Here is a 26,935-nt window from a genome sequence, read left to right as displayed (position 1 = left end):
TTACTGCAGATTCTTTAAATTCTGCAGTATAACTCCTGCGTCTCGATGTCATTTTGCACCTCTCTCTTATTTGTATAATAGGTGCTTAATTTTTTGTCCATTATTTTTGTACCACATCACCTTGCTCCCTGGCCCTGTAAACTTAATACTTAGCACTATCTCCCTATCTCACTCTCTCACCACTTCCCTATCTCTCTTTATCCCTAAACATCATCCAAGGGCAACGTCCAGCGTCATCATTACAGCAAATCCCATCATTGCACCTATGGTTGACAAATCCACTTCATCCCCAAATTGAGATTCCGGAATTAACTCTTCCACTACTACATAAATCATAGCGCCGGCAGCAAAAGAAAGCGCATAAGGCAGCACAGGCCTCATATAAATTACTGCCAAAGCACCTATCACTCCGGCTACCGGCTCCACTACACCGGAGAACTGTCCGTACACAAAGCTCTTCCATCTGCTGAGTTTTTCTCTTCTTAACGGGACAGATACTGCAGCTCCTTCCGGAAAGTTTTGAATACCAATACCGACAGCTAATGCAACAGCCCCTCCAATAGTTGCAGAGGGCAAACCGGCAGCTACAGCTCCAAAAGCTACTCCCACTGCCAGACCTTCAGGAAAATTATGCAGGGTAATCGCCAGAACAAGCAAAACACTTCGCTGCCAGGAAGTGGAAATCCCTTCTGCGTCTTCTCTTTTCATATTAAGATGCAGATGCGGCAGTATTTTATCAATTACCCAGAGGAAAAAACCTCCTGAAATAAATCCGACAACAGCTGGAATCCACGCAATGCCCCCTCTGTCTTCAACCATCTGGATAGCCGGGGCAAGCAAGGACCAGAAACTGGCTGCAATCATAACTCCGGCGGCAAAACCCAGCATAGCATTTAAAGCTTTTTTATTAATCGATTTGAATGGAAAAACCATGGCAGCTCCGGCTGCTGTCATCAGATATGTAAACATTGTTGCAACAAAAGCCTGCATAACAGGAGACAAAGATAAAAACCAATTCATAACACTACTCCTCCAAATTTAATTCAATTTTTATATAATATTAACATTCATGACATAAAAATACCATAGTAAGAATTTTCGGCACCCACCCAAAATAAAACCGTGATACGTGGAGGAAAGGTAGTAAGGGTTGAAAAGGTTGTAAGGGTATTACGGGTATTTATAATTTTTTCCTTGTTCCTCGGTCCTGTAAACTTAATACTTAGAGAGCTTTGAATAATGTGTTTTTCCCAGTTTTAGGCCAGGGCACTTAATTATTAAGTGCCCTGGTAGTCCCGCATGCTTGATAATACTGGGTTTCGGAATAAACTTTGTACGGATTAAGCCGCGCTTCCAGAAATATTCAAAGCTCTCCTACGTTTTTTTTATGCTATGGTGGTTGCCACAAAGGTTATTAAGGATATATAAAATAAAAAGGTTAGGGACAGAGGACTTAATTTTTTAAAATAAACTCTAAAGTAGACATATACCGTATTTGTCAATAGGCTGAATTTATGACATTTAAAGCTCTCTTTGAGAGTCTGTCTGCTACTTTGTTTAGGTCTCTGGGAACATGAACAACCTCATACTCCATACCTTTGAGCTCTTCCAATATTTTAAAAAATATTTTTTTTAGAGTGGGATCCTTTACTTTATAAATACCGTTAAGCTGTCTGACGACAAGTTCAGAATCCAGATGAAAAATAACTTTTTCATTTTTCCCGGTTAAATTCCCGTTTGCCGTGTCTTCACTGAGCCTCTGCTTTATGACCTTTATTGCTTCAAGGACTGCTGTGTATTCGGCAATATTGTTTGTCCCTTCACCAATATAAGTGGAACATTCGTAAACCTTCTCTCCGTCATCATCATATATAACGAAACCTATACCGGCCGGACCGGGGTTGCCTTTGCAGGCTCCGTCTGAAAAAACCTTATACATTTAACTCTTCGCCGTCTGTTCCTGTTCTGCATCCTCATAAAAATAGAGGAAACGCTGACAATTGGGACACTGTTGAATTGCATGCTCTTTTTTCACTTCAACATACAACTGAGGCGGAACTTTCATATAACAACCCGTACATGTTTCATTCTCGACTCTGACAATAGCCAGATTATTCCGGGCTTTGCGTATCATTTCATATTTGGACAAAATCTGCTTTTTAACATTCTTAACAGCTTCTTTGCGCTTTTCTCTTAATTCTTCAAGCTCCTGCCTGTGAGAAACATTCTCCTCATCCCTTTTTGTTATTAATTCTTCGTACTGCTTGTCCACCTGCTCTTTCTTCTCACTACAGGCTTTAAAATCTTTCTCATTAGTCTCAATCTCATCGTTAAGTTCCAAAACTTTCAGTTCTTCCTCGTAAATTTCTTTTTTTAATGTATCCAGCTCTTTCAATACAGCTTCATACTCTTTGTTGTTTTTCACAGTGGTCAGCTTCTTTTGTGCATTATCAAGAAGTCTGTTTTTTTCTGATGAAGAGGTTTCCAGTTCGTTTCTTTCACTCTTCAGCGAATTTAACCTGGTCTCAAGTTCTTCATACTGAACTGCCAATCTCTCCTTTTCATTTTTCAGATTCTTAAGCTCATCCGGGATTTCATTAAGATAGTTCTCCAGTTCTGCAATTCGATTGTCAATCTTCTGCAATTCTATAAGATTTTCAACAGATTCTAACATTGTTACCCCCAAAAGTATTTAATGCTCGGTGTTTCCCTTAATATTTTTGTGTCTATATCAAACTTGTCTTTTACAAGTGTTGATAAATACTCCATATATATTCTTTCTGTTTCAAAATGACCGCAGTCAACAATTACAATTCCTTCGGCCCGGGCGTCCAAGGCATCATGATGCTTCATATCACCTGTGACTAAAACATCAACACCTGCCGATTTGCACTTTTTCCAGAGTGAAGAACCGCTGCCGGTAACAACGGCGAATTTGCTAAATTCAAACTGAGTGTCTCTTGCATTATGTTTAATTACCTTAAGCGCCAGTAATTCATAAATTGTTTCAACAAAATCCTTAAATGAAACAGACTCACGAAATGTGCAAATTCTCCCCAAACCTTTCTTCTCTTCAAGAGCAAGGGGGTATATATCGTAGGCCATCTCTTCATACGGATGAGCTTTATTAACAGCCTCCACGACTTTATTGATGTTTTTTGCACTGACTATCGTTTCCAGGCGGACTTCTTCGGCTTTTTCCAGTTTCCCTTTTTCACCGATAAAAGGATCGGTGTTATCCCCGGGTAAAAACGTGCCGGTGCCTTCAGTATAGAATGTGCATTTAGAATAATTGCCGATACAGCCGCCGCCGGCCTCATCGATAGCACTGATAACACTGTCTTCAAACCCCTTGGGAACAAATACTACAAACTTCTTAAAATTTTCAGTTTTAAAATAGTCCAGATACCCTTCAACATTACCGCCAAGTAAATCGGCTATATAATCATTCAGGCTGTAATCAGCCATATCCAGAGAGGTATGATATGAAAGTATGCTAAGATCCGCTTTTAAAGTTTTAGAAACTATCCTGCCAATCCTGCTTCGGGTATCTATTTTTCGGAAAGGTGTAAAAAAAAGGGGGTGATGAGTTATCAGTAACTCACACCCCTCATTAACTGCCTGGTCTATGATTTCCTCTGTAGGATCGAGAGCAAATCCAACCTTTTTCACATCTTTTTTTCCGGATAGGATTTGAGCCCCGCTGTTATCCCAGTCATACTGACGGGAAATATCAGAAAAACTTTTTTCAAAAAAACTTTTTATATCATCAATTTGCACTGACATCTCTTTTTTGTTAAACCCGCATAAAAGCGAAAAAAATGGGCCAACCAGGAGTCGAACCTGGGACCTACCGGTTATGAGCCGGTGGCTCTAGCCAACTGAGCTATTGGCCCTTTATTAACCGGCAAAGCCGGTTGTTTTTACTATCAAAAACGGATATGTATAATAGTATTTTTATATCGTTTGTCAACAAATTTTTAAAATTTATTTATACATAAAAATACAGCAATAATTAATCCCCGAATAATTTATCAAGTGTTTCCTGAAGCACTTCCAGTTTAAACGGTTTTATCAATACACCATCAAAACCGTAATTTTTAAAATCGGACATAATGGGATCGTTTGAATAGCCGCTTGAAACAATCGCTTTGAAATCCGAAGAAATCTTCTTCATAGCTGCTAAAGTTTTCACTCCGCCCATTCCGCCTGGAACGGTCAGATCCAGTATTACCAAATCAAAAGGCTCTCCCTCATGGTAAGCCTTTTCAAACAACTCAACGGCACCCTCACCGTTTTTTGCAGTTTCTGCCTCATAACCAAGTATAGTAAGAAGTTCGCTGGAAGACTCCAGAATGAGTTCCTGATCATCCATAATAAGTATTTTATAAAGACCTGTTTCACTGCTCATTAAAAAACCTCTCTTAAAAAGAATTTAACAATAACTGATTATAACATAAAAAATTATCTTATTAAATTCTTTATCAATAAAGCGATTATACCGGCCATAAAGGGAAATAAAAAAGTACAAATGAGCCTGAAAAAGGTAAAATTTACTCCGAGTATCCCCATTTCCATGGGGATTTTGGTGGCTGAAAGCAGTGACCATGAGGTTACAAAGGAAATAATGGTGGGGATACCAGCCCCGGATTGTATCAATGCCGCGGCAATGGGGTAACTCACATAGGGCGCACCCGGTGTAATTACACCAGCCAAACTTCCGATCACAACTCCCCTTATCCCTGATCCGGAACCTATCCAGTTCATAATCAGATCTTTGGGAATAAGGATTTGAATCATTCCGCCTATAATCATTGCAAAAAATATCAGAGGAAGAATATTCAGCGTAAGTCTGAAAGCACTCTTCAAACCCTCAATATGTGCCCCGTCACCCCTGAAATAAGCAAGAGTTGTCAGAACAACTGCCATAAACCCCAAAAGGACTGTCGCAAAAACAAAACCTTTACTGTGCATCTCTATACCTTGTCAGTGAAAGTAAACATCACCCGCATATGCATTTATAAATTTTGACAATTTTTCTTCTGCCAGCCTTGCATACTTGCACTCTTTTAACTCCCGCACAAGTTTAACACACGAATCGATTTCCATACGGTTAATAACCATCTTAGCTTTAAGTATTGAAGCCGGGCTCATACTCAGGTTCCTATAACCAAGCCCCAGCAGCACAGGAATATATTTGGGCTCGCCCGCTATCTCTCCGCAGACTGAGGCTTCTATGCCGGCACTCTTTGCATCCGTTATAATCTTATCCAGCATAATAAGAATTGAAGGATGGGTGGGACGGTAAAGATAGGCTACATATTCGTTATTTCGGTCTATACCCAGTGTATACTGAATCAAATCGTTACTTCCGACACTAAAAAAATCAACTTCCCGGGCAATAAGATGTGTAATCAAGGCAAGAGATGGTAATTCAACCATAACCCCAACTGGTATATCCCTCTTGAAATTCTTATTTTCACTCTTCAATTCTTCAGCTGATTCTCTTAACATCTCTTTGCAGATATTCACCTCTTCTATTCCGGAAATCATCGGAAACATAATACGAACATCACCGAAATACGCAGCTCTTAAGATAGCTTTCAGCTGCTTTTTAAAGAAATCTTTAAAGCGAAGTGAATACCGTACAGCTCTCAATCCCATTACCGGATTCACCTCTTCAGGATGGGGCAGGACATCGGAAAGCTTTTCACCACCCAAATCAAATGTTCTGACAGTTATGGGATAGGAATTATTCAGTAAAACAGCATTTTTAAGTATCTCAAACTGGTCATCTTCCAAAATATCTCCTTTGTCCAGATAAATATACTCAGTCCTGTAAAGACCTATTCCTTCTGAATTGTATTCACGAGCAATATTAATCTCTTCATTAATTTCGATATTGGAACATATTGTAACCCTCTCACCATCTCTGGTTCTGGCTTCGGCATCCTTCAGCTTGGAGAGTTCCTCGATATATTTATTGTAACGTTTCTCTTTGTTTCTGTAGTCTTCACGCGTTTTTTCATCTGGATTAACTATCACTTTCCCTTCAAAACCATCTATAATTACCTCTTCTCCGGAAGTAACATTACTGGAGATATCTTCACATCCGACAACAGCCGGAATCCCTATGGCTCTTGCAAGAATTGAAGTATGGGATATCTTACTTCCCAGATCCATGGCAAAGCCTTTCACCTTTCTCTTTATCGCAGCTGCTGCATCTGACGGAGTGAGATCATGAGCAATAATTATCTTTTCATCATCTATATTAAGTACACTTTCATACTCATTTGCCGACATAAAACGCAGAAGTTTTTGAACCACCTGCTCCACGTCACTCTTTCTTTCCCGAAAATATTCATCTTCAGATTCATTAAAAACTTTAAGAATTTTGCCGGATACTTTTTTCAGGGCATATTCGGCATTAACCAGCTCTTTTTCAATAAACCTTTTGGTTTCCCCCACTAGCATATCATCTTTCAAAAGGAGAAGATAAACATCAAAGATAAAAGCATGATCTTCGCCGAGCTTGTCCAGAGAAATTTCCCGGACATGACTGATATAATCCTCAGTCTTTTTTATTGCATCATCAAGCTTTTTGTATTCTTCAGGCACACCACTTTTATCAATCCTATATTTAACCACATGAATCTTGGATCTATCCAAAAGGTGGCACTTGCCTGTGACTATACCTTCAGAACTCGGTATTCCTTTTATAATATTCATTTAGCCTCACCAAATTTATCTTTAATAAGTTTCTCCAACGCCTCCAAAGATTCCTTAGCATCTTCGCCTTCTGTGGTTACTTTGATTTTAGACCCTTTTGAGGCAGCAAGCATCATGACTCCCATTATACTTTTACCGTTAGCAAAAACACCGTCTTTCTCCACAGTAACCTCGGACGAGTATTTGTTGGCCACTTTCACGAAATTGGCCGCAGCCCTTGCATGCATACCCAGCTCATTAACAATTTCTACATCTGTAGACAATTTGGTGTCTGCCATAGCCAACTCAACCCCCCTTTACATACAGCATAACTAAACAAGCTATTATTGCTATTATAAGACTGAACAAAACATCCAGTTTTTTAGCAATAAAAAAACCGACCAGCAAGAAACAGGTGGCAAAGAAATAGTAGGTTACTGTCTCCATACCATATTCCTTAAGCCCCAGCGAAAGAAGTACCCCAAGAAGAAAAGAGGTTATGAAGTCGGAATAAGCCGACCATTTGTTAAACTTAATTCTGTTAAACCATGAAATAACTTCTTTGCCTAAAACATATCCCATATCAAAACCGATATATAGAAAAATAAAATGAAAAAAATTAAAAACCAAAAGATACATTATAACGCCTAAAACAGGATTCATCAAACCGAACAAAGCAGCTATTATAAAAGAAATAGGACGCAGTGAGTGCCAGAAAAAGCTGTCACCAAGAGCAGCCAGCGCTGATGAGTAGACCTTCTTAAAGTAATCCGGCTGTCCTTCCCTGATAAACTCTTTGAACCATACCCCAAGAACAAAGGTTACCAAAAAGGGATGGGTATTGAAGTATTCTGTCTGTCTGCTTAGCTGATTATGGTCCATACCCAAGTCATTTGCATGGTCAATTTCTTCCAAAAGATATCTGAATCCGGAGCCCTGCATATTCTCATAGTTCCAGTTTCCGGTAAAAATAAAACTTTTCAGAAAGCTTTTACCTTTGTTCAAATGACCAACCATCCTAAAAGCAACCCCGATGAAAAAATAATATATTTATATACACTTTTAAAACTCAAAAATCTTATAAGATAACCTGCCAGAAAAGATGCTATGAGAAAAATATAGGCCGTTATTTCCCCCTGTATACTCAAATAATCTTCAATCCGAACAAGGATAAAAGCAGCAATGAGACAAAAAATGTTGTAAAGCACCACACCTTTTAGAAAAGCTACAGTTATACCTTTAATTAAAATCCCGAAAGGGGATTTGTAGATTCTGTATTTAAGATATTTGTCAAGCATGTGCTGATTCCACTTTCTCGTAAGCATATCCACGTATGTTACAGGAAAAACAAAAATGATTACCAACAATAGGCCCAAAAGATAGTCACTCAACGTCTGAATTATTCCGAAACTTACAAGAATGCCCATAGAATATGCCATGAATGTGTCATCTTTGGATATTTTCGTTCCCACTGGAACATCAATATTTCCGAACAACTCTATAAGCAGTCCGGAAAGAAAACACAGATACACATTGCCGAACAACAGACCTATGATTGTTGATAGTACCAGCGGCCTTGAAAGCATAATGTGAAATGCCGCATTCCTGTCTACAGAAGAAAAACCGGCGAGGAGCAGCAAAGCAATATAATTCACATTAATCCTCTATAAGATTGATAAAATTTTTAATTTCAACAGCTGTCTCCCATGGCAGCTTTTTTACAAAGATATTGAACCTGTCACGAAGCTCACTTAGTTTCAACACTTCTTTTTTGTCGAGAAAAACTGTATCCGTAATTTCAATTTTATGCTCTCTAGAAGCAACACACCCTATATTAATAAATATGCTCTCATCAAGTATATCACGCACTCTGTAGAGATCATTCACCGATTCAAACAAAACAAGCAGACTGTTCTTTGTGGTAGAAATTTCCCTATAATTTTTGGTGAAATCATCCACACAGTAAAAATTAAGTGTACAGTTGGCAGGTAGTATACTTGAATAAATCATTCTTTGAAGATCATCTGAACATATTCTGTCGCTCACAATTATAATATCATTAATTTTGTAATATTTTATCCATCCTTCTATAACCTGCCCGTGTATAAGTCTGTCGTCTACTCTGAATATAATTTTCTTGTTCATTTAGTCATCAAGTCCCCTGCCAGAATTATACTCTCCTTTCCGGTTTGTATAGCAGCTCTTCCCAGTTCCTGCGGATTTTTGATGTCTTTTCTCATACTGAAAGTTTTAATAAGCATAGGCAGGTTTACACCTGTAACTACATCCACTTTGCTTTTCTCCAGGTAAGCCATGGCAATATTGGAAGGGCTGCCGCCAAACATATCCGTCAGAATAAGCACTCCTCCGTCTTTATATTTGTTAATCAGCCTGTCAAGATCTCCTGCCAGGTCCCCGAGAGAAGCTCCGCTCTGTACAGATAAGAAATCTACTTTATCCTGCTTGCCTATTATCATTTCACTCGTTTTCAATAACTCAATTCCCAAGGAACCGTGTGTTAAAAGTATAACACCAACCATATCAACTCCTGTCAATATCTCTGTGTTTTATATAAATTTTATTTTTATGTTTCTTCTCCAGGTATTTCCCAATTTCCTCAACAATAGCCACAGACCTGTGTTTCCCGCCGGTACAGCCTATAGATACTGTTAAGAATTTTTTACCTTCCGTTACGTAATTTGGCAGAAGAAAATCAAAGAGCGGTTTAATTTTCTTCAGCATCTCCTTTGTCCTTTTATCTTTGAAGATATAGTCTCTGACCTCGGTATCAACCCCCGTCAAATCTCTGAATTCTTTAACAAAATGAGGGTTTTTTAAGAACCGGACATCCAGAACAAGATCGGATTCAGCAGGTATCCCGTATTTGAAGCCAAACGATTGAACGGTTATATAAATAGAGGAAGCGGTGGCATCTTTAAAATAATCCTCTATAACAGCTGAGAGCTGATGCACATTATAAACTGAAGTATCAAGCACTATATCGGAAATATCTTTAACACCTGACATCCCTTCCTTTTCACTTTTAATGGCTTCCGGCAAATCATCGCCCATAGGATGCTTTCGTCTGGTTTCTTTATAACGATTTATGATTGTCTGGTTATCCGAAGTTAAAAAGACAACTTCAGCATAATATTTATCTTTAAGCAGCTTGATGATTTCATATATTTTTTCAAAATTCTTACTTCTGGAGTCAATAACAAGAGCAATTTTGTTTATTTCAACGTTAAAATCAAAAATAATATCAACAAACTTTTCTATAATCACCAACGGCAGATTATCTATCGTATAAAAGCCAATATCTTCAAGGGCATTCGCCGCCACAGATTTGCCGGCACCTGACAGTCCTGTCAAAACAACCACTGAGATATTCGGCAATTATTCAACCCCTTTACTGTCAAAAAAACTGTCGGATTCGATATTCTCGCTTTCCTTAAGCTTTTTGTTGAGTTTATTCTCAAATTCCCTGGCAGCATCATAGCCCATATATTTTAAAAGCTGATTTTTGGCGGCTGATTCAACAATAACGGCCATATTACGTCCCGGCGAAACAGGAAGCATTATTATAGGGAGATGAATACCCAGAATCTCAAAATATTTATTATCAAGGCCTGTTCTTTCATAGCTTTCCTCACTGTTCCAGTCTACAAAATTCACAACAAGCTCCACCTTTTTCCTCACTCTTATTGCATTCACACCGTACATATCCTTTACGTTCAGTATACCCAGACCTCTTAATTCAATATGGTAATGCAAAAGGTCGTTACTTGCTCCTATCAAAAAGTCCTGTTTTCTTATGATATGAACAGCATCATCCGCCGCTAATCTGTGACCTCTTTTGATTAATTCCAATGCACATTCACTTTTACCTATGCCGCTGCGGCCTATTATAAGTACGCCCACACCATAAACATCCATCAGAACACCATGAATTACTGTTTCCGGTGCAAGTTTATATTCCAAAAAGTCAGATATTTTTGTTATTGCTTCAGAGCTAACCAAAGCTGTTCTCATAAGCGGAATATTATGTTTTTTTACACATGTTAAAAGTTCGGAAGGAACTTTAAGATTTTTTGTGACTACAAAACAGGCAATGTCTTTTTTACAAAGCTCTGATATGGAAAAATATCTGTCATCCCTGGTGAGCGTTTGGAGATAAGATATCTCCGTATTACCTAATATCTGGACTCTGCCGCCGTGTATATGATCGGTATAGCCTGCCAGGCCAAGCCCGGGCTTTTGAATTCGAAAACTGCTTATAAATTTCGAATCCAGCCAGGCTTTGCCGTACAGCAACTCCAGTTTGAGATGTTTCGCATCATCTCCCAATAATTCGGATACGGCGACTTTGTTCATTACAATTTAGCTTCCTCTTCATTCAGAATATTCAAAATTTCACTTTTACTTGATGCACTCAAAACCTTGGTTTTGAAATCGGTGGATTTAATCAAGCGGGAAATTCTTGCCAGTGTTTTTAAATGCAGATTCATTTTCTTAACAGAAGCCAGCACCAGAAAAATAACCTTTACCGGCTGCTTATCAATAGACTCAAAGTCAATACCTTTTTTTGAAATTGCTAAAAGGACAATGACATCATCTATTGAATCAAGTTTTGCATGGGGGATGGCAACTTCTTCCCCCACGCCGGTGCTTCCTAATTTTTCTCTGTCCACGAGGGCGTCATATGCACCCTCTTTGTCTTTCAATAATTCCTTATCATAAAGAATTTCCACAAGGTCACTCAAAACGGTATTCTTATCAGGACTCCCGTCAACCTCGCATACAAGATCCTCATCAACATAATCACTCAAATTCATACCAACCTCTTATGGCTCAATTAATCCGATATTTCCATCATCTCTTTTGTATACTACATTTACTTCAGAGCTGTCTGCATTTCTGAAAACAAAAAAGTTTTTATTTAACAAATCCATCTGCATAACAGCCTCTTCCACATCCATGGGTTTTACAGGTATCTGTTTCGATATCACAGTTACGGGATTATCAGTATCAAGGCTGCCGGTTTCTATGACATTAAGCCTGAAAGGTTCTTCAAAGTCTTTGTTCATTAGCTTTTTACTTTGAATTTTCTCTTTGTACTTCACCAGCTGTCTTTCAATCTTATCGACAGCCAGATCGATGGAAGCATACAGATCTTCCGATTTTTCCAGACCTTTCAGAAAAACACCCTTTGCATTTACAAGTACTTCAGCAATATGAAGATTTTTCTGTACTTCAAGCACTACATGGACCTCTATAACCTGATCGAAATACTTTTTCACTTTACCAATCTTCTTATTCACATAAGACCTTATGGCATCGGTCAGATCAATATTTTTCGCCGTAATTTGAATGTGCATATTACCTCCTATTCCTTTTTCTTTCTGATCTAGCAGGGATACTCATACTTTCCCTGTATTTAGCCACAGTTCTCCTTGCAATCTTTATACCCTTTTTTGTTAAAATTTCCACAATTTTTTGATCACTGTACGGTTTTTCTTTCGGCTCATTCTCTGTAAGTTCCCTGATCTGCATTTTTATGTTCATTGTAGAGATTTCACCATTTTCCGATTCAATCCCTTTAATAAAAAAAGAGCGCAATTCAAGAACCCCATGTGTACACATGGCATATTTTCCTGATGTGACTCTGCTGACTGTGGACTCATGCAAACCGGTGGCTTCTGCAATATCTTTAAGCTTCAGCGGTTTCAGAAATTCCTTCCCTTTTTTAAGAAAATCATACTGTTTTTTTACAATTTCCTCCACAACCCTCTGAATAGCTTTTTTACGCTGATTGAGACTTTTCAGAAGCCAAAGTGCATTTTTTACCTTCTCTTCCACATATTCCCTTGTATTGCTGTCAAGACTGTCATTCTTGAGCAGTTTAACATAATAGCTGTTCAGCTTCATGGGAGCAAACCCCTCTTCATTCAAAACAACATCAAAAAAATCGTCTCTTTCCACAATATACACATCGGGAACCACATATCTTGCAGTAGAAGAAAACTTTAACCCCGGCTTGGGATCTGTCATCTTAATATATCCAAAAAGCTTTTCAAGACTTTCCATATCAATAGACAAAGTCTCAGCCACTTTATTAAGATCGCCTATAATTATTTCTTCTTCATAATTGTCCAGTATCTCAGCAATAAAATCTATATCGTTCGGATTAATACCGAAACTGTGGAGTTGCTTCAAAATACAGTCCTTCAGATTTGTCTGGGCTATCCCTGCCGGATCAAACTCCCTGATTACACTTAGCGCTTCATTTACAACATCAACACCAATATTTATCTCATCTGCAATAACAGAGGGATCCAAAGTAAAATAACCATTTTCCGTAATATTCCCTATAATATATTCCCCTGCTCGTTTAACTTCTTTACTGACATCCGAAATGGTAAGCTGAAACAACAAATGCTCATATAGATTTTCATTGCTGCTTACAAATTTTTCAAAATTTACCTCTTCATCATCACGTGGCAAATAATACCATTCATCGTTTTGAAAATAATCATCCCATTCAACCTTTTTCAAGTCTTCAAGGAATTCATCTTTTTCAAAATATTCTTCTTCCTGTTTGCTTTCCATTTCCTCAATAACAGGGTTATCCTCCAGAATACTGTTAACTTCCTGCAAAAGCTCCACAACAGGCATCTGAAGCAGATTTAATGACTGCTTCATTTGAGGAGTAATCATTAATTTCTGCGAAAGCTTGTTTTCAAGCGTCAGACCCATTTTTGTGTTTTGCATATTATAAATAAAACCCTTCGCCAAGATACCTGTTAATAACTTCCCTGTGGCTTATTATTTCTTCAGGAACGCCCTCTGTAAGAACATTCCCTTCATATATAATATAGCCTCTGTCTGTAATTTTTAAAGTTTCTCTTACATTATGATCAGTAATAAGAACACCTATTCCCATCTCTTTTAGTTTAAATATCATATTCTGTATATCAGCTACAGATATCGGGTCAATACCTGCAAACGGCTCATCCAGCAAAATAAATTCAGGATCAATACTCATACATCTTGCAATTTCAACTCTTCTGCGTTCTCCGCCGCTGAGTGAATACCCGTAAGAATCAATCACTTTTTTAAGACCGAAGTCTTCGATAAGTCTCTCAACTCTTTCTCTGATCATTCTTTTACCGGATCTTGTTTTGGTGTTTGAAGGAAATTTAAGCTGAATAGCTGCAGCTATATTTTCATATACCGTAAGTTTACGAAAAACTGAAGGTTCCTGGGGTAGATATCCTATCCCTCTTTTTGCTCTCGTATGAATTGCGTCATGGGTAATATCGGAGTCATTCAGAACCACACTGCCTTCATCAGATTTAACAATACCGACTATCATGTAAAAAGTGGTTGTTTTGCCTGCACCGTTCGGTCCAAGCAGGCCGACAATCTCGCCCTTGTCGACTTTTAATGTTACGTTATCTACTACCGTCCTTTTCTTGTAGCTCTTTTTCAGATGGTTTGCCTGTATTGACAATAGATTTCCCCTTTTGATCCGGATAGAAAATAATTTTTACTCTGCTCTTATCACTTTTTTTCACTTCAATCCGATTTTCATCATTGTATATGATTACCTGTTGACCTTCAAGATAATTTTCCCCCTGCCAGACCCTGACATCTCCGGACAGCTTTATCACATTCTCATTCATCAGCATTTCAGCTTTATTGGACAATGCGTACAACTCCTGTTTAGTGATACTTACATTACCTTCTGCAACTATCTTTTCCGGTTCTCTGTTATCATTGAAGTAAACACTCATATTATCCGAATGCATTGTCAGATTATCACTTTTTACAAACACATTACCTCTGAAATATGATACATTCCTATTGCCGAAATACTTTAGAGAGTCGGACTCAATCTGAACCTTGTTTTGAGCTGCACCTGCAACTGAGATACAGACAATAATTAAAAATAATACAGATAATTTCTTAATATGCATAATCAACCTCTACATTGTCTATAAATTCAATGATGCGGTTAGACCTGGACATTAATGCCTTTTCGGAAGTAATAATAATATTGTTTCCATGAACTTCCACACCGTTCTTAATAATTCCTGTAGCATTGTCAAAGTAGTAATTAAATACGCCGTTATCATCTGTATTTATTTTTACACTGTTTATTTGACCCTTTACACTACCTTCTAACACAATTTTTTTATCCACCCAATATGTACATTCTGCAGCATGAAAAGTTGCAGATGTATTATCTGTTTTATATTCTATAGAGCAGTTATCAAGTTTTGATTTCCCGATATCTTTATCAAACTTTGCAATGGCTGCTGTCACCCTGTAAAAGCCCTGACTGTCTGTCAGATTTTTGCTCAGATCGAAATTCTTTATTACCAAATTATTCTTTGCAATATCAATCTTTTCAAGCTTATTTTTATCATTCCGGGTTGAATAATAGACAACCGATAAAAGAATAATTAATAAAAACATAATCAATAATACAAGCTTAACGTTTTTTCCCATAAACCATTTAACTTTAATATTTTTTCAACGAATTCCCTCACTGCACCGCTGCCGCCTTTATTTTCCAACACAATTTTCGCAGCTTTCCTGGTTTCTTCTGCAGCATCAGCAACTGCAGCTGAAAAACCCACAGCATTCATCAACCTGATATCGTTCAGATCATCACCTATAAAAGCGGCCTCTTCAGGAAGTAAGTTTTTTATGTGCATTACTTTTTTAAATGTATCCAGTTTATCTTCAACACCCTGATAGACATCATCGATCAGCAGCTCTCTGGCTCTTATTTCAGTGACTTTTGATTTCCTGCCGGAAATAATACACAACTGCAACCCGGCTTTTCTTGCCATATTTATCCCAAAACCGTCTTTTACATCAAAATTTTTAATCTCTTTGCCGGTTTCATCATATATAATTTTCCCGTCGCTGAGAACTCCGTCCACATCCATAATCAGAATCTTTATCATCACACAATCCCTGCACTCAGAATATCGTGTAAATGTATAATACCCGTCGGGTGCTTATTATCATCAACCGACAAAATTGTGGTAATTGAAAATTCCTCCATTATCTGCAGTGCTCTTGCCGCCAGAGCATCCGGAGAAATCGTTTTGGGATTTTTCGTTGCCAGCTGGTAAACAGGTTTATCGAAAATGTTTTGGTACTTTTCCAGAGAACGCCTTAAATCACCGTCCGTAATAATTCCAACAAGTTTCCCGTCATTATCAACCACTGATGTGCAGCCAAAACCTTTGCTGCTCATCTCGATTACAGCTTTTGAAATAAGTTCATTCTCATTGATAACCGGGACTTCCTCCCCAGTATGGTATAAGTCACCAACTTTTAACAGAAGCTTTTTTCCGAGAGAGCCGGAAGGATGGAATACAGCAAAATCTTCTTCTTTAAATCCTCGTTTTTCAAGCAGGGCAACAGCAAGAGCATCCCCGATTGCCAAAGCAACAGTTGTGCTTGCAGTGGGAGCAAGGTTAAGCGGACAGGCTTCCTTCTCAACAGAAGCATCAATTGCACAGGTACTCCGTCTTGCCAAAGTGGAATCCATTCTGCCAACAAGGGAAACTATTGGAACGTTAAACCGTTTTATAATGGGAAGTATTGAAACAATTTCCTCGGTTTCGCCGCTGTTGGAGATAGCAATGACAACATCACCCTTCATAAGCATCCCCAAATCTCCGTGAACACCCTCAGCCGGGTGCAGAAACAGCGATGGGGTGCCGGTGGAAGACAAAGTGGCGGCAATTTTTTTTCCTATTATACCGGACTTGCCCATTCCAGTTACAACAACACGGCTTTTGCAGCTCATCAGTATTTCCACTGCCCTCTCAAAATCATCATTAATCCTGTCAGCCAAGCGATAGATGGCATCTGCTTCTATTCTTAAAGTTTTCTGAGCAATTTCTTTAATTTTCATAAAACATCTCTTATACGGCATATATTTTTAATAACATTTTCAGCAGTTTCAAAATTCAGCATATTGGGTCCGTCACATAATGCCTTATACGGTTCAGGATGTATTTCCATGAAAAAGCCGTCCACACCGCAGGCAGCTGCAGCCTTTGCCAGATATGGTACAAACTCACGCTGTCCTCCGGAAGATTTGCCCATTCCGCCGGGCAGCTGAAGTGAATGTGTGGCATCAAAGATAATATTTGCTCCTGTATCTCGCATCACAGGAAATGACCTGAAGTCCACAACAAGATTATTATAGCCGAAACTTGTCCCCCGCTCGGTTAAAAAGATATCCCTCTTTTTCACACCAAAGGACTCAAGTTTCTGAACAATATTACTCATATCCCAGGGGGATAAAAACTGCCCCTTTTTAACATTGACAGGCAGGCCGGATTCAGAGGCTGCTTTAAGCATGTCGGTCTGTCTGCATAAGAAAGCCGGAATCTGGAGCATATCCACATTTCCGGAAAGCTGAGCAGCCTGAACTGGCTCATGAAAATCTGTAATAATTTTTACATCAAATTTTCTCTTCACCTTTTCAAACAGCTCCATCCCCTTTTCAATACCGGGACCCCGATACGAATCTACGGAACTTCTGTTGGCTTTATCAAAGGAAGATTTAAAATATAAATCCAGATTATACTTTAAAGCCAGATTCTTTAAAAAATCACATGTCCTTAATGCTGTTTCATCCGTCTCAATAACGCACGGACCAGCCATTAAAATCATACAGCCTCTATACCTTCATGGGCGGACTTTTCAGCTTTCTCTTTTTTATATTTATATGCTGCTTCAACAAATCTGCTGAATAAAGGATGCGGATTTGTTGGTTTTGATTTAAATTCCGGGTGAAACTGACAGCCGACAAACCATCTGTGAGCTTTTATTTCGACAATCTCCACCAAATCCCTGTCAGGATTGTGTCCGGAAATAAGTAGCCCTTCTTTTACAAAATCCTGCAGATAATCGTTATTAAACTCCAGTCTGTGTCTGTGTCGTTCATATATCGTATCTTTTTTATAAGCCTGGTATGACTTTGAATTCTTCTTCAGATCACATCTGTAAGCACCAAGTCTCATTGTGCCGCCCAGCTGTTTTATCTTTTTCTGATCATTCATAAAGTCTATAACCGGATGCTTTGTGGATTTGTCAAACTCGACACTGTTAGCATCCTCATATTTGAGGACATTCCTGGCAAACTCTATAACCGCACACTGCATCCCAAGACAGATGCCAAAGAAAGGTACATCTTTATTCCTGGCAAAGTTGACAGATTTTATTTTACCTTCAACACCTCTGTCTCCGAATCCACCCGGTATTAGTATGCCGTCCAGGTCATCAAGCAGTACATCCGGAGAAGGTTTTTCAAGATCTTCTGCGTCAATCCATTTCACATTTACTTTTAGTTTGTTATAAATACCGCCGTGTATTAAAGCTTCGTTAAGACTGATATAAGCATCTTTCAAATCCGTATATTTACCCACAACACCTATCTGCACCTCGTCTTCAGGATTTTTTATCCGCTCTACAATTTCCTCCCACTTCTCCAAATCGTAATTTTTATCCTCAAGTGAAAACCGTTTCATAATTAATTTATCTATCCCCTCTTTATTCATATAAAGCGGCACCTGGTAAATTGTGCTGGCATCAATGGCGTTAATAACACTGTTTTTGGAAACATTACAAAACAAGGCAATCTTTTTTCTTATAGTATCATCAAGGGGGTACTCAGATCTGCATACCAGGATATCCGGCTGAATACCTATCTCCCTGAGTTCTTTCACTGAATGTTGTGTTGGTTTGGTTTTAAGCTCACCGGCACTCTTTATAAAAGGAACAAGGGTAACATGGACATAAAGAACATTCTCTTCGCCAACATCAAATTTGAACTGCCTTATCGCCTCCAAAAACGGCAGGCTCTCAATATCACCAACAGTTCCACCTATTTCGGTAATGACAAAATCGTTATCTTCAGAAAGCTTTAAAATACTTTCTTTTATCTCATCTGTAATATGCGGAATCACCTGAACAGTTGCTCCAAGATAATCACCCCTGCGCTCCTTTTGAATGACACTGTAATAAATTTTCCCGGTAGTAATATTGCAGTCTTTTGTTGTATTGGAGGTGAGAAACCGCTCATAGTGACCAAGGTCCAGATCCGTTTCTGCTCCGTCCTCGGTAACAAAAACCTCACCGTGTTGGAAAGGACTGAGAGTCCCCGGATCCACATTCAGATAGGGATCGAATTTCTTGATAACTACACTGTAACCTCTTGCTTCCAGAAGTGTGCCAATTGAGGAAGCTGTAATCCCCTTACCCAGAGATGATAATACTCCGCCTGTAACAAAAATATACTTAGTCACGAACTGACCCCCCTTTCCAAAATTTTCTCAGCCTTTTTAACATCGTCATACGTATCAACAGACAATGAATCATTGTCGGATTCTATCATTTTTATCCTGTATCCGTTTTCAAGAGCTCTGAGCTGCTCCAGCTCTTCCGTCTTCTCCAGCGGAGTTCTGTCCATCTCTGCATATTTCAACAAAAAATGCCGTTTAAAACCGTAAATCCCGATATGTTTCTTATACTGCGCAGCATTTTTATTTCTTCCGAAAGGCATTTTTGCTCTGCTGAAATAAAGGGCATACCCCTCTCTGTCAACGACAACTTTAACATTGCCGGGGTCATCCGCCTCCGTTTCATTCATATTCACATATGCCGAAGACATATAGATATTATCATTTTCATTTAAACTGTTTATCAGATCATTGATAAGTTTGGGAGACAAAAACGGCTCATCCCCCTGAACATTTATAATTACATCTTCCCTTAGATATTTGGCAACATCGGAAATTCTATCCGTGCCGCTGAAATATTCTTTATCGCCCAATGTAACCTCTAATCCGTCAATCTTTTCACAGACCTCCATAATTTTAATATCATCAGTTGCAACAATCACCCTGTCCGCAGCACTTTTAAGACAGTTGTTGGCCACCCTTGCAATCATAGGAATTCCGCCGATTTTTACAAGCGGTTTTCCCGGAAGTCTTGATGAATTGTATCTTGCAGGAATAATCACCGCACTCATTTATTTCCTCTGTTTTCTATGGCAACAGCCATAGCCATATTTTTCGAATGAGAGATGGAAACCTCCATGTCTGCTTTTTGTCCGTTTAAATAAACAACCGGTTCTCCGTCTTCACCGGCCAAGATTTCTATATTTTTAAGTCCAAGCTTTCCAAGCCCCGTTTTCAAACTTTTTGAAACGGCCTCCTTGGCTGCAAAACGTCCGCTGAGAAAGCTCATACTTCTTTTTTTTTGTATAAAAATTTCTCTTTCCCTTTCGGAAAGTACCCTGTCGGAGAACGAATCCCCCAGTTTAGTGTATGCATTTTTAATTCTTTCAATTTCAACTATATCGCAACCGATCATCATTTATTCGCCTATAAGACGTTTCATTTCTTTCACCGCCTCAAATATCCCTGTGAACACACTTCTGGCAACAATTGAATGACCTATATTAAGCTCATTCAAGAACGGAATATTCCGGCAAAGCTTCTTTGTATTCCTGTAGTTCAGGCCATGCCCGGCATTAACCACCATCCCTGAATCCTTTGCGAATTCTGCCGCCTTTGTCAGTTTCTGCAGTTCAAACAGAATTTGCTCATCATCTTCAGCTTCGGCATAAGAACCTGTATGCAGCTCAACAATATTCACACCAAGATTTTTTGCTGCCTTTATCTGCTGTATATCCGGATCGATAAAAAGACTCACCTTTATATTGTTACTCATTAAGTGCTTTACCGCCTCCGAGACCTCTTTTTCGTTACCTTTAACATCAAGGCCGCCTTCGGTGGTCAGTTCTTCTCTTTTTTCAGGAACCAGTGTTGACATATAAGGCTTTATATCACATGCAAAATCCAATATTTCATGATTCACAGACATTTCAAGGTTTAATCGTGTCTTTAATATATCTTTCAGCAGTGAAACATCTCTGTGTTGAATATGCCTTGTATCTTCCCTGAGATGCACCGTTATTCCGTCAGCACCTGCATGTTCCGCCCACACTGCCGCTTCCACCGGATCCGGCTCTTTTATAAGCCTGGCCTGTCTCAGAGTAGCCACATGATCAACGTTTACACCAAGCTTTATCATCAGATTTTTCCTGCAAAATTTTTATTTATTTCATCCACAGCCTTTAGCCCCACTTCTTCTGTAATTCCTTTTATAAAATTTAAATCTTCACCTTCAACCATAACCCTGAGTTTATTCTCAGTTCCGGAATATCTTACCAGTATTCTCCCTTTTCCGTTGAATTTGGTTTCATAATCATCTATCATACGTCTTGTTTCTTTAAGATTCTCAATAGGAACTTTGCTGCTGACGGCAAAATTCTTTAACACCTGAGGACATATCTCTACAAAAGCAGCCAATTCACTTAAAGGTTTATTTTCGTTCACCATAACCCTGAGCAGCTGAAACGCGCTGATCATACCGTCACCGGTTGAGTTATAGTCGCTGAAAATAATGTGCCCGGACTGCTCACCTCCTAAATTATAACCGCCTTTCAGCATTTCCTCAATAACATATCTGTCTCCAACTCCGCTTCTGATAAAATCTATTCCAATCCCCTGCAGCGTCTTCTCCAGACCAATGTTACTCATCACCGTTGCTACAACAGTATTACCGTTTAATAAACCTCTGGTATGCATATACTGTGCGCAAATTCCAAGGATATGGTCTCCGTTGACTATATTTCCCTTTTCATCGGCAAAAATCACTCTGTCTCCGTCGCCGTCAAACGAAATACCCAAATCAGCCCCGAGTTCAACAACTTTTTCGGCAACCCTTTCAGGGTGGACAGCGCCGCAGTTATCGTTAATATTATAACCGTCCGGCTCGTCACCTATTACATAAACCTCGGCACCCAGTTCTTCAAAAGCCATAGGAGCAACCCTATATGTGGCTCCATTGGCACAATCAAGTACAATTTTCAGGCCTTTTAAATCATAATTTTTATCAAACGTTCCTTTGGTATACTCCACATAACGGCCGATTGCCGTTTCTATACGATAAGCTTTTCCCACTTCTTTTGAACTTTCATTAAAGTCCTCAGTGTCTATTATATTCTCTATTTTCGCTTCAATATCATCATTCAGTTTGAAACCGGTATTGGAGAAAAATTTAATTCCGTTATCTTCATAAGGGTTATGTGATGCAGAAATCACAACACCGGAGTCAGCCCGCAGGCTTCTGGTAATAAACGCAATAGCCGGAGTGGGAAGAACTCCAAGCATTATGGCATCAACACCCATTGAACAAATACCTGAGACAATTGCATTTTCAAACATATAACTGGAGATTCTTGTATCTTTTCCCACAACAATTTTATGTTTTTTGTTACCGTTTTTAAATGTCTGTGCCACTGCTTTACCCAGCAAAAGCGCAAATTCAGAAGTCATCGGAAAAACATTGGCCTTCCCTCTGACTCCGTCCGTACCGAAATATTTTCTCACTTTGTTACCTCCACACGTGCCTTACCAGGAATAATTTCAATAATTTTAATATTTTCGCCTGAAGAATATTCAATATTACGCAAATACTGACCCGGGGTCAGCTGTGAAACATCAACGTAAATATTTATCCTCTTTTTCAAATCTTTACTATCAGCAATATCGCTCCTGACATCAATTTGAGCATCAACCTCATTTGTCAGAAGTTTATAATTGTAATCCTTATTTTTTTTAACAACCGTTACAGCTATATTGCTGAGCTTTCGCTTGACCATATTTTCACTAAAAATAACAGTTACCTCCACCTGAGAGGGATCAATGCTTTTTATTCCGCTGAATTTTTTCAGTCCTACAGAGTAGCTCATCTTCTCCGATTTACCTGATAAATTAATGGGAAGAGTTTCTATATAATCAATGTCGTTCAATGTGGAAGCGGCTCCGGTGACTTCCACTTCCGAAGGTGTTATCTGAAGACTCCCCACTTTAAACCCTTCAGCAGGCTCACCGATAAAAGCTGGAGTCACCTCAATATTTTTATGAACAATTTTATCTATAGTAACAGTAATTTCAGCCGGCTGTATTCTGACAACATTAACACTGGACGGTACTTTTACGTCGGAAGGTTTTATCCGGTAATCCGTTTGGTATGCGGAAAAATTTCTTACATTTACTTCAACACTCACATCATTATAAGAAAGGGAATTCAGTACAAGTCTCGGCCCGTTGAGTGTAACATTTATCAAACTTTCGTCAGTAACGGCAACTTTTTTGTCAGGAACATTAATAAGTTTTACAGGTACATTGAACTGCACCTGATCATAGTCTGATGTAGCAACAATAAGCCAAAGGGAAATTGCCAAAAGTACACTCAAAATTTTCAAAAAAATATTATTCAGCAGCATTTTTTTTACTCTTCGATTTACCCGGATGTTGGTAAATATTATACAATGTATCCCTAAGCATATCTGCGTCCAGTTCTGAGGTAATATTGCCTTTATACGCTACAGATATTGTGCCCCTTTCTTCACTTACAACAATACTTACAGCATCTGTCTCTTCCGTTATTCCCAAGGCCGCTCTGTGCCTTGTGCCGAATTTTTTGTCTATATCTTCATGTTTGGTGAGAGGTAAAATTGAACCGGCATATTTTATTTTACCTTCCGAGATAATAACTGCTCCGTCATGCAGCGGCGAATATGGAATAAAAAGACTTATGAGAAGGTCTTTTCCCACAACTGAATCCAGCACTGTGCCGGCCTGTATATAATGTGACAACTCTGTATCACGCTGTAAAACAATTAAAGCCCCTATCTGCCTGTTAGCAAGAATTGTTGCGGCCTTAACTATCTCATCTATAGTTTGGGCAATGTTTTCTCCCTGGTAACCGAACATTTTCGTCTCACCGATAAAGGCAAGCGCCCGTCTTATTTCAGGCTGAAACAGGATTATTATTGTCAGAAACAGATAACCGGAGAAATTACTCAAAACCCAGCTGGTGGTTTTCAATCCAAGATACTTCGCAACAAAAGACATGAATATCAGAAAAATTATGCCGAACAACATATTAAAGGCTCTGGTGCCTTTAATAAGGAGAAGAAGTCTGTAAATAATATAGCTGATAATGGCTATATCCAGAACGTCAATCAAAGAAACAACGGAAAATATATCAACCATCAGGATCTGCCTTCCTGTATTCGCGTATTATTTTAACCATATCCAAAGTTTCCGATATATCATGGGTTCTCACAATATCTGCACCCTTAACCAAAGCAATGGTTTCAGCAATTTTTGATGCCAGTGCAGTTTCACCGGGAGATTTATCCACAACCCTGTTTATCATAGATTTTCTGGAAACACCAATCAATATCGGCAGCCCCGTAGATGTAAACTCATCAAGATATTTCAACAAAAGATAATTATCATTAAGTTTCTTGCCAAATCCGAACCCTGGATCCAAAATTATACTCTCTTCCTTTATCCCGGCTTTTAGAGCCATTTCTGCAGAGTCGAATAAATAGGCTTTTACTTCTTCCAGAAAATTAGCATAATCCGTTTTTTGCTGCATTTTATCAGGTGTACTGCTTGTATGCATAAGGCACACGGCTGCACCATAATCCGCGCAAACTTTCGGCATATCCCGGTCAAATTTAAAACCGCTGATATCGTTAATTATATCTGCGCCTTTTTTCAGCACGTCCTCGGCAACTGCCGACTTATACGTATCAACAGATACCTTTAAACCGATGCTCAAAGCATATTCAACAGCACCGGCAATCCTCTCTTTTTCCGTTTCCGCATCCACAGGGGTCGAGCCCGGTCGGGATGATTCTCCGCCAATATCGATAACCTTAACACCAGCGGCATTTATTTCATCTATACGGCGCTTATAGTCGGTATGCAATAAATACTCACCGCCGTCACTGAATGAGTCCGGGGTAACATTAAGGATTCCCATAATCTCAGGCTCATCGAGAGCCAACTCGCCTGATGGAATAATCAACATCCTATTTTTCTTCTTGCCCAAAAAGTTAAACAGTTCTTCAGCAAGTAACTTTAAAGAATACGGCTGAACTTTAAGTCTGTCAATCAAACGTTTATACTGTATTGCGTTACCCATCAAAAGAAGGTCTGTTTTGTTTACATTACAACCAACGGTTCCCCTGCTGACAGCAGCATCCATACCTGCAGCCAGCGATTCCTGCTTGATAATATTGGCCTGAGCAGGGATGAGATCCCTGACTTTTATATTCAGAGATTTCCCCTTTCCTGCCATTTTAAAGGCGTATTCATCTACACCTATACGCTTAAATTCATATTTTAACCGCTCAGCATCATTGCTGATCAGTTGGAGGAACCGGCTCATCTTCTACATTTCCACCTTTCTGACTATCTTCTTTTTTCTCTTCATTCTCGTCTTCAGCTTCCTTATTTTCCTCTTCATCTTCATTCAGTTTTTTGATTAAATCCTGAATATCTTTATTTTCAATGGTTTCTTTTTCCAAAAGAAGCTGAGCAGTTTGTTCAAGCAGATTAAAATTTTCTTTCAATATATTTGTGGCTCTCTTGTAACTGTTGGATACTATAGTTTTTATCTCTTCGTCTATCATTACAGCTGTTTTTTCACTGTAATCCTTTGAAGATGAAATCTCTTTACCGAGAAACACAGCGTCATCTTTTTTGCCGAAAAACAGTGGCCCGATTTTACTGCTCATCCCCCAGGAACAAACCATCTTTCTGGCAATATCCGTTGCTCTGCTTATATCATTGCCTGCCCCGGTGGTAAGTCTGTCGAAAACAAGCTCTTCCGCAGCTCTTCCGCCCATAAGAACAGCCAGCCTTCCGAGAAGATACTCTTTGGTGTGCATATATCTGTCGTCCTCTGGCAGCTGCTGGGTAACACCAAGTGCCATTCCTCTGGGAATAATACTGACTTTATGCAAAGGATCCGCTCCCGGGGTCAGTATTGCCACAATAGCATGACCGGCCTCATGATATGCCGTATTTTTCTTCTCCTCATCTGAGATCACAATACTTCTGCGCTCCTTACCCATCATTACCTTGTCTTTAGCTTCTTCGAAATCATCCATCGTGACTTTATCTCTGTTTTGTCGTGCAGCAAGCAGGGAAGCTTCGTTAACAAGATTAGCCAGTTCCGCACCTGCAAATCCCGGTGTACCTTTTGCCACAATATCAAGATCAACATCATCGGACAAAGGTATTTTTTTAGCATGAACCTGAAGAATTTCCAGTCTACCTTTTCTGTCCGGCGGCGGAACAACAACCTGTCTGTCAAATCGTCCCGGACGCAGTAAAGCCGGGTCGAGAACATCCGGTCTGTTTGTTGCCGCTATCAAAATCACACCTTCGGTGGACTCAAATCCGTCCATTTCAACAAGAAGCTGATTAAGGGTCTGTTCCCTTTCATCATGCCCGCCTCCAAGACCGGCACCTCTGTGCCTGCCAACGGCATCCAGCTCATCCATGAAAATAATGCAGGGAGCATTTTTCTTTCCCTGCTCGAACAAATCCCTTACTCTCGATGCTCCCACACCGACAAACATTTCCACAAAATCAGAACCACTTATACTGAAATAAGGAACACCCGCCTCACCGGCCACAGCTTTTGCAAGCAGTGTTTTCCCGGTTCCGGGAGGCCCCACCAATAAAACACCCTTGGGAATCCTGCCTCCGAGTTTCTGAAATTTCTGAGGCTCTTTGAGAAATTCTATTATCTCTTCAAGCTCCTCCTTAGCCTCATCAGCGCCGGCTACATCTTTAAAAGTAACTTTCTGCTGATCTTTGGTCAGAAGCTTTGCTTTGCTTTTGCCGAAATTAAAAGCCTTTCCACTTCCACCCTGCATCTGCCGCATAAAAAATATCCATATGCCGATCAGCAGTATAAAAGGAAGCCAGGATATAAGAACCTGAACATACCACGGGTTTTGCTCCGGCGGTTTGGCAAAAATCTGGACATTGTTTTCCCTGAGAATACTAACCATTCCGGAATCTTTGGGAGTATAGGTCTCAAACTGAGTTCCATCTGCAAATTCACCTGTTACATGTTGTTCCTTTATAACAACGGTTTTTATATTCCCCTTCTGAACCTTTTCAAGGAAAGCCGTATAGGATATCTTTTCCCTGACCCCCTGTCCTGTATTAAAAAAGTTGAACATCATCACCATTAAAAGGGCGATGACGAACCACAGTGTAATATTTTTGAAAAAGTTATTTTTCAT

32 protein-coding genes and 1 tRNA gene are annotated in these 26,935 nt (G+C 39.2%); all 33 read right to left on the bottom strand.

All coding sequences use genetic code 11. The annotated features are described in order from the left end of the window. Nucleotides 1-210 precede the first annotated feature (210 nt). The 33 genes from UMU13_RS10385 to ftsH all read right to left on the bottom strand — a co-directional run bounded on the left by UMU13_RS10385 (nucleotide 211) and on the right by ftsH (nucleotide 26,935). On the bottom strand, nucleotides 211-1,020 hold the full coding sequence (locus UMU13_RS10385) for a ZIP family metal transporter (protein WP_328218953.1): 810 nt from the start codon (nucleotides 1,018-1,020) through the stop codon (nucleotides 211-213). 478 nt (nucleotides 1,021-1,498) lie between these two features. Further along, nucleotides 1,499-1,939 carry a ribonuclease HI family protein gene (locus UMU13_RS10380; RefSeq protein WP_328218951.1) on the bottom strand — a complete coding sequence of 147 codons (441 nt, stop codon included), beginning with the start codon at nucleotides 1,937-1,939 and terminating at the stop codon, nucleotides 1,499-1,501. Then, nucleotides 1,940-2,674, bottom strand: a complete 735-nt coding sequence (locus UMU13_RS10375; protein ID WP_328218949.1) for a zinc ribbon domain-containing protein — start codon at nucleotides 2,672-2,674, stop codon at nucleotides 1,940-1,942. It lies immediately after the preceding gene. Nucleotides 2,675-2,676: 2 nt separating this feature from the next. Then, nucleotides 2,677-3,786 (bottom strand): Nif3-like dinuclear metal center hexameric protein, encoded by a 1,110-nt coding sequence (locus tag UMU13_RS10370; RefSeq protein ID WP_328218947.1) that lies wholly within the window; start codon nucleotides 3,784-3,786, stop codon nucleotides 2,677-2,679. Between the two features lie 36 nt (nucleotides 3,787-3,822). Beyond that, nucleotides 3,823-3,896 (bottom strand) — tRNA-Ile (locus UMU13_RS10365). Between the two features lie 119 nt (nucleotides 3,897-4,015). Next, entirely contained in the window at nucleotides 4,016-4,411 is a 396-nt protein-coding gene (locus tag UMU13_RS10360; protein ID WP_328218945.1) for a response regulator, read from the bottom strand. Nucleotides 4,412-4,464: 53 nt separating this feature from the next. Beyond that, nucleotides 4,465-4,974 carry a permease gene (locus UMU13_RS10355; RefSeq protein ID WP_328218943.1) on the bottom strand — a complete coding sequence of 170 codons (510 nt, stop codon included), beginning with the start codon at nucleotides 4,972-4,974 and terminating at the stop codon, nucleotides 4,465-4,467. Between the two features lie 12 nt (nucleotides 4,975-4,986). After that, complete coding sequence (gene ptsP / locus UMU13_RS10350; protein ID WP_328218941.1) at nucleotides 4,987-6,729, bottom strand: phosphoenolpyruvate--protein phosphotransferase; 1,743 nt, start codon at nucleotides 6,727-6,729, stop codon at nucleotides 4,987-4,989. Next, nucleotides 6,726-7,007, bottom strand: a complete 282-nt coding sequence (locus tag UMU13_RS10345; RefSeq protein WP_328218939.1) for an HPr family phosphocarrier protein — start codon at nucleotides 7,005-7,007, stop codon at nucleotides 6,726-6,728. Before UMU13_RS10345 ends, ptsP begins: the two co-directional genes overlap by 4 nt. A 7-nt stretch (nucleotides 7,008-7,014) precedes the next feature. After that, nucleotides 7,015-7,713, bottom strand: coding sequence for a PTS system mannose/fructose/sorbose family transporter subunit IID (locus UMU13_RS10340; RefSeq protein WP_328218937.1), 699 nt, complete (start codon nucleotides 7,711-7,713; stop codon nucleotides 7,015-7,017). Then, entirely contained in the window at nucleotides 7,710-8,363 is a 654-nt protein-coding gene (locus tag UMU13_RS10335; RefSeq protein WP_328218935.1) for a PTS sugar transporter subunit IIC, read from the bottom strand. Before UMU13_RS10335 ends, UMU13_RS10340 begins: the two co-directional genes overlap by 4 nt. Before the next feature lies 1 nt (nucleotide 8,364). Continuing rightward, complete coding sequence (locus UMU13_RS10330; RefSeq protein WP_328218933.1) at nucleotides 8,365-8,853, bottom strand: PTS system mannose/fructose/N-acetylgalactosamine-transporter subunit IIB; 489 nt, start codon at nucleotides 8,851-8,853, stop codon at nucleotides 8,365-8,367. Continuing rightward, nucleotides 8,850-9,248 carry a PTS sugar transporter subunit IIA gene (locus UMU13_RS10325; RefSeq protein WP_013886138.1) on the bottom strand — a complete coding sequence of 133 codons (399 nt, stop codon included), beginning with the start codon at nucleotides 9,246-9,248 and terminating at the stop codon, nucleotides 8,850-8,852. The genes UMU13_RS10330 and UMU13_RS10325 overlap by 4 nt, the downstream gene beginning before the upstream one ends. A 1-nt stretch (nucleotide 9,249) precedes the next feature. Further along, nucleotides 9,250-10,104, bottom strand: coding sequence for an RNase adapter RapZ (gene rapZ, locus UMU13_RS10320; RefSeq protein WP_328218930.1), 855 nt, complete (start codon nucleotides 10,102-10,104; stop codon nucleotides 9,250-9,252). Continuing rightward, a complete protein-coding gene (gene hprK / locus UMU13_RS10315; protein ID WP_328218928.1) occupies nucleotides 10,105-11,082 on the bottom strand; it encodes an HPr(Ser) kinase/phosphatase in 978 nt (325 codons plus the stop codon). It lies immediately after the preceding gene. Then, entirely contained in the window at nucleotides 11,082-11,543 is a 462-nt protein-coding gene (locus UMU13_RS10310; protein ID WP_328218926.1) for a PTS sugar transporter subunit IIA, read from the bottom strand. Before UMU13_RS10310 ends, hprK begins: the two co-directional genes overlap by 1 nt. Before the next feature lie 9 nt (nucleotides 11,544-11,552). Further along, a complete protein-coding gene (gene hpf, locus UMU13_RS10305) occupies nucleotides 11,553-12,086 on the bottom strand; it encodes a ribosome hibernation-promoting factor, HPF/YfiA family (RefSeq protein WP_328218924.1) in 534 nt (177 codons plus the stop codon). Between the two features lies 1 nt (nucleotide 12,087). Then, a complete protein-coding gene (gene rpoN, locus UMU13_RS10300) occupies nucleotides 12,088-13,479 on the bottom strand; it encodes an RNA polymerase factor sigma-54 (RefSeq protein ID WP_328218922.1) in 1,392 nt (463 codons plus the stop codon). Between the two features lies 1 nt (nucleotide 13,480). After that, nucleotides 13,481-14,221, bottom strand: coding sequence for an LPS export ABC transporter ATP-binding protein (gene lptB / locus UMU13_RS10295; RefSeq protein WP_328218920.1), 741 nt, complete (start codon nucleotides 14,219-14,221; stop codon nucleotides 13,481-13,483). Beyond that, on the bottom strand, nucleotides 14,163-14,687 hold the full coding sequence (gene lptA, locus UMU13_RS10290) for a lipopolysaccharide transport periplasmic protein LptA (protein ID WP_328218918.1): 525 nt from the start codon (nucleotides 14,685-14,687) through the stop codon (nucleotides 14,163-14,165). Before lptA ends, lptB begins: the two co-directional genes overlap by 59 nt. Next, nucleotides 14,677-15,222 (bottom strand): LPS export ABC transporter periplasmic protein LptC, encoded by a 546-nt coding sequence (locus tag UMU13_RS10285; RefSeq protein ID WP_328218916.1) that lies wholly within the window; start codon nucleotides 15,220-15,222, stop codon nucleotides 14,677-14,679. The genes lptA and UMU13_RS10285 overlap by 11 nt, the downstream gene beginning before the upstream one ends. Next, the gene (locus tag UMU13_RS10280) at nucleotides 15,192-15,686 is read right to left on the bottom strand and encodes a KdsC family phosphatase (RefSeq protein ID WP_328218914.1); all 495 of its coding nucleotides are present in this window, start codon (nucleotides 15,684-15,686) and stop codon (nucleotides 15,192-15,194) included. The genes UMU13_RS10285 and UMU13_RS10280 overlap by 31 nt, the downstream gene beginning before the upstream one ends. Next, nucleotides 15,686-16,648: a KpsF/GutQ family sugar-phosphate isomerase gene (locus UMU13_RS10275; RefSeq protein WP_328218912.1), complete on the bottom strand. Its 963-nt coding sequence runs from the start codon at nucleotides 16,646-16,648 to the stop codon at nucleotides 15,686-15,688. Before UMU13_RS10275 ends, UMU13_RS10280 begins: the two co-directional genes overlap by 1 nt. After that, complete coding sequence (gene kdsA / locus UMU13_RS10270; protein WP_328218910.1) at nucleotides 16,645-17,415, bottom strand: 3-deoxy-8-phosphooctulonate synthase; 771 nt, start codon at nucleotides 17,413-17,415, stop codon at nucleotides 16,645-16,647. Before kdsA ends, UMU13_RS10275 begins: the two co-directional genes overlap by 4 nt. Further along, nucleotides 17,412-19,049 carry a CTP synthase gene (locus tag UMU13_RS10265; protein WP_328218908.1) on the bottom strand — a complete coding sequence of 546 codons (1,638 nt, stop codon included), beginning with the start codon at nucleotides 19,047-19,049 and terminating at the stop codon, nucleotides 17,412-17,414. The genes kdsA and UMU13_RS10265 overlap by 4 nt, the downstream gene beginning before the upstream one ends. After that, nucleotides 19,046-19,774 carry a 3-deoxy-manno-octulosonate cytidylyltransferase gene (gene kdsB / locus UMU13_RS10260; RefSeq protein WP_328218905.1) on the bottom strand — a complete coding sequence of 243 codons (729 nt, stop codon included), beginning with the start codon at nucleotides 19,772-19,774 and terminating at the stop codon, nucleotides 19,046-19,048. Before kdsB ends, UMU13_RS10265 begins: the two co-directional genes overlap by 4 nt. After that, nucleotides 19,771-20,121, bottom strand: coding sequence for a holo-ACP synthase (gene acpS, locus UMU13_RS10255; protein ID WP_328218903.1), 351 nt, complete (start codon nucleotides 20,119-20,121; stop codon nucleotides 19,771-19,773). Before acpS ends, kdsB begins: the two co-directional genes overlap by 4 nt. Then, the gene (locus UMU13_RS10250) at nucleotides 20,122-20,841 is read right to left on the bottom strand and encodes a pyridoxine 5'-phosphate synthase (protein ID WP_328218901.1); all 720 of its coding nucleotides are present in this window, start codon (nucleotides 20,839-20,841) and stop codon (nucleotides 20,122-20,124) included. Then, nucleotides 20,841-22,202: a phosphoglucosamine mutase gene (glmM, locus tag UMU13_RS10245; protein ID WP_328218899.1), complete on the bottom strand. Its 1,362-nt coding sequence runs from the start codon at nucleotides 22,200-22,202 to the stop codon at nucleotides 20,841-20,843. Before glmM ends, UMU13_RS10250 begins: the two co-directional genes overlap by 1 nt. After that, nucleotides 22,199-23,101, bottom strand: a complete 903-nt coding sequence (locus UMU13_RS10240; protein ID WP_328218898.1) for a CdaR family protein — start codon at nucleotides 23,099-23,101, stop codon at nucleotides 22,199-22,201. The genes glmM and UMU13_RS10240 overlap by 4 nt, the downstream gene beginning before the upstream one ends. Beyond that, the gene (gene cdaA / locus UMU13_RS10235; protein ID WP_013886120.1) at nucleotides 23,088-23,873 is read right to left on the bottom strand and encodes a diadenylate cyclase CdaA; all 786 of its coding nucleotides are present in this window, start codon (nucleotides 23,871-23,873) and stop codon (nucleotides 23,088-23,090) included. The genes UMU13_RS10240 and cdaA overlap by 14 nt, the downstream gene beginning before the upstream one ends. Further along, complete coding sequence (folP, locus tag UMU13_RS10230) at nucleotides 23,866-25,062, bottom strand: dihydropteroate synthase (protein WP_328218895.1); 1,197 nt, start codon at nucleotides 25,060-25,062, stop codon at nucleotides 23,866-23,868. Before folP ends, cdaA begins: the two co-directional genes overlap by 8 nt. Then, nucleotides 25,031-26,935 (bottom strand): ATP-dependent zinc metalloprotease FtsH, encoded by a 1,905-nt coding sequence (gene ftsH, locus UMU13_RS10225; RefSeq protein ID WP_328218893.1) that lies wholly within the window; start codon nucleotides 26,933-26,935, stop codon nucleotides 25,031-25,033. Before ftsH ends, folP begins: the two co-directional genes overlap by 32 nt.

It is taken from the genome of Flexistipes sp. (assembly GCF_036172515.1).
Lineage (GTDB): Bacteria > Chrysiogenota > Deferribacteres > Deferribacterales > Flexistipitaceae > Flexistipes.
Note: the sequence above shows the minus strand (reverse complement) of the source record. Positions and strands in the feature narration are given on the sequence as shown.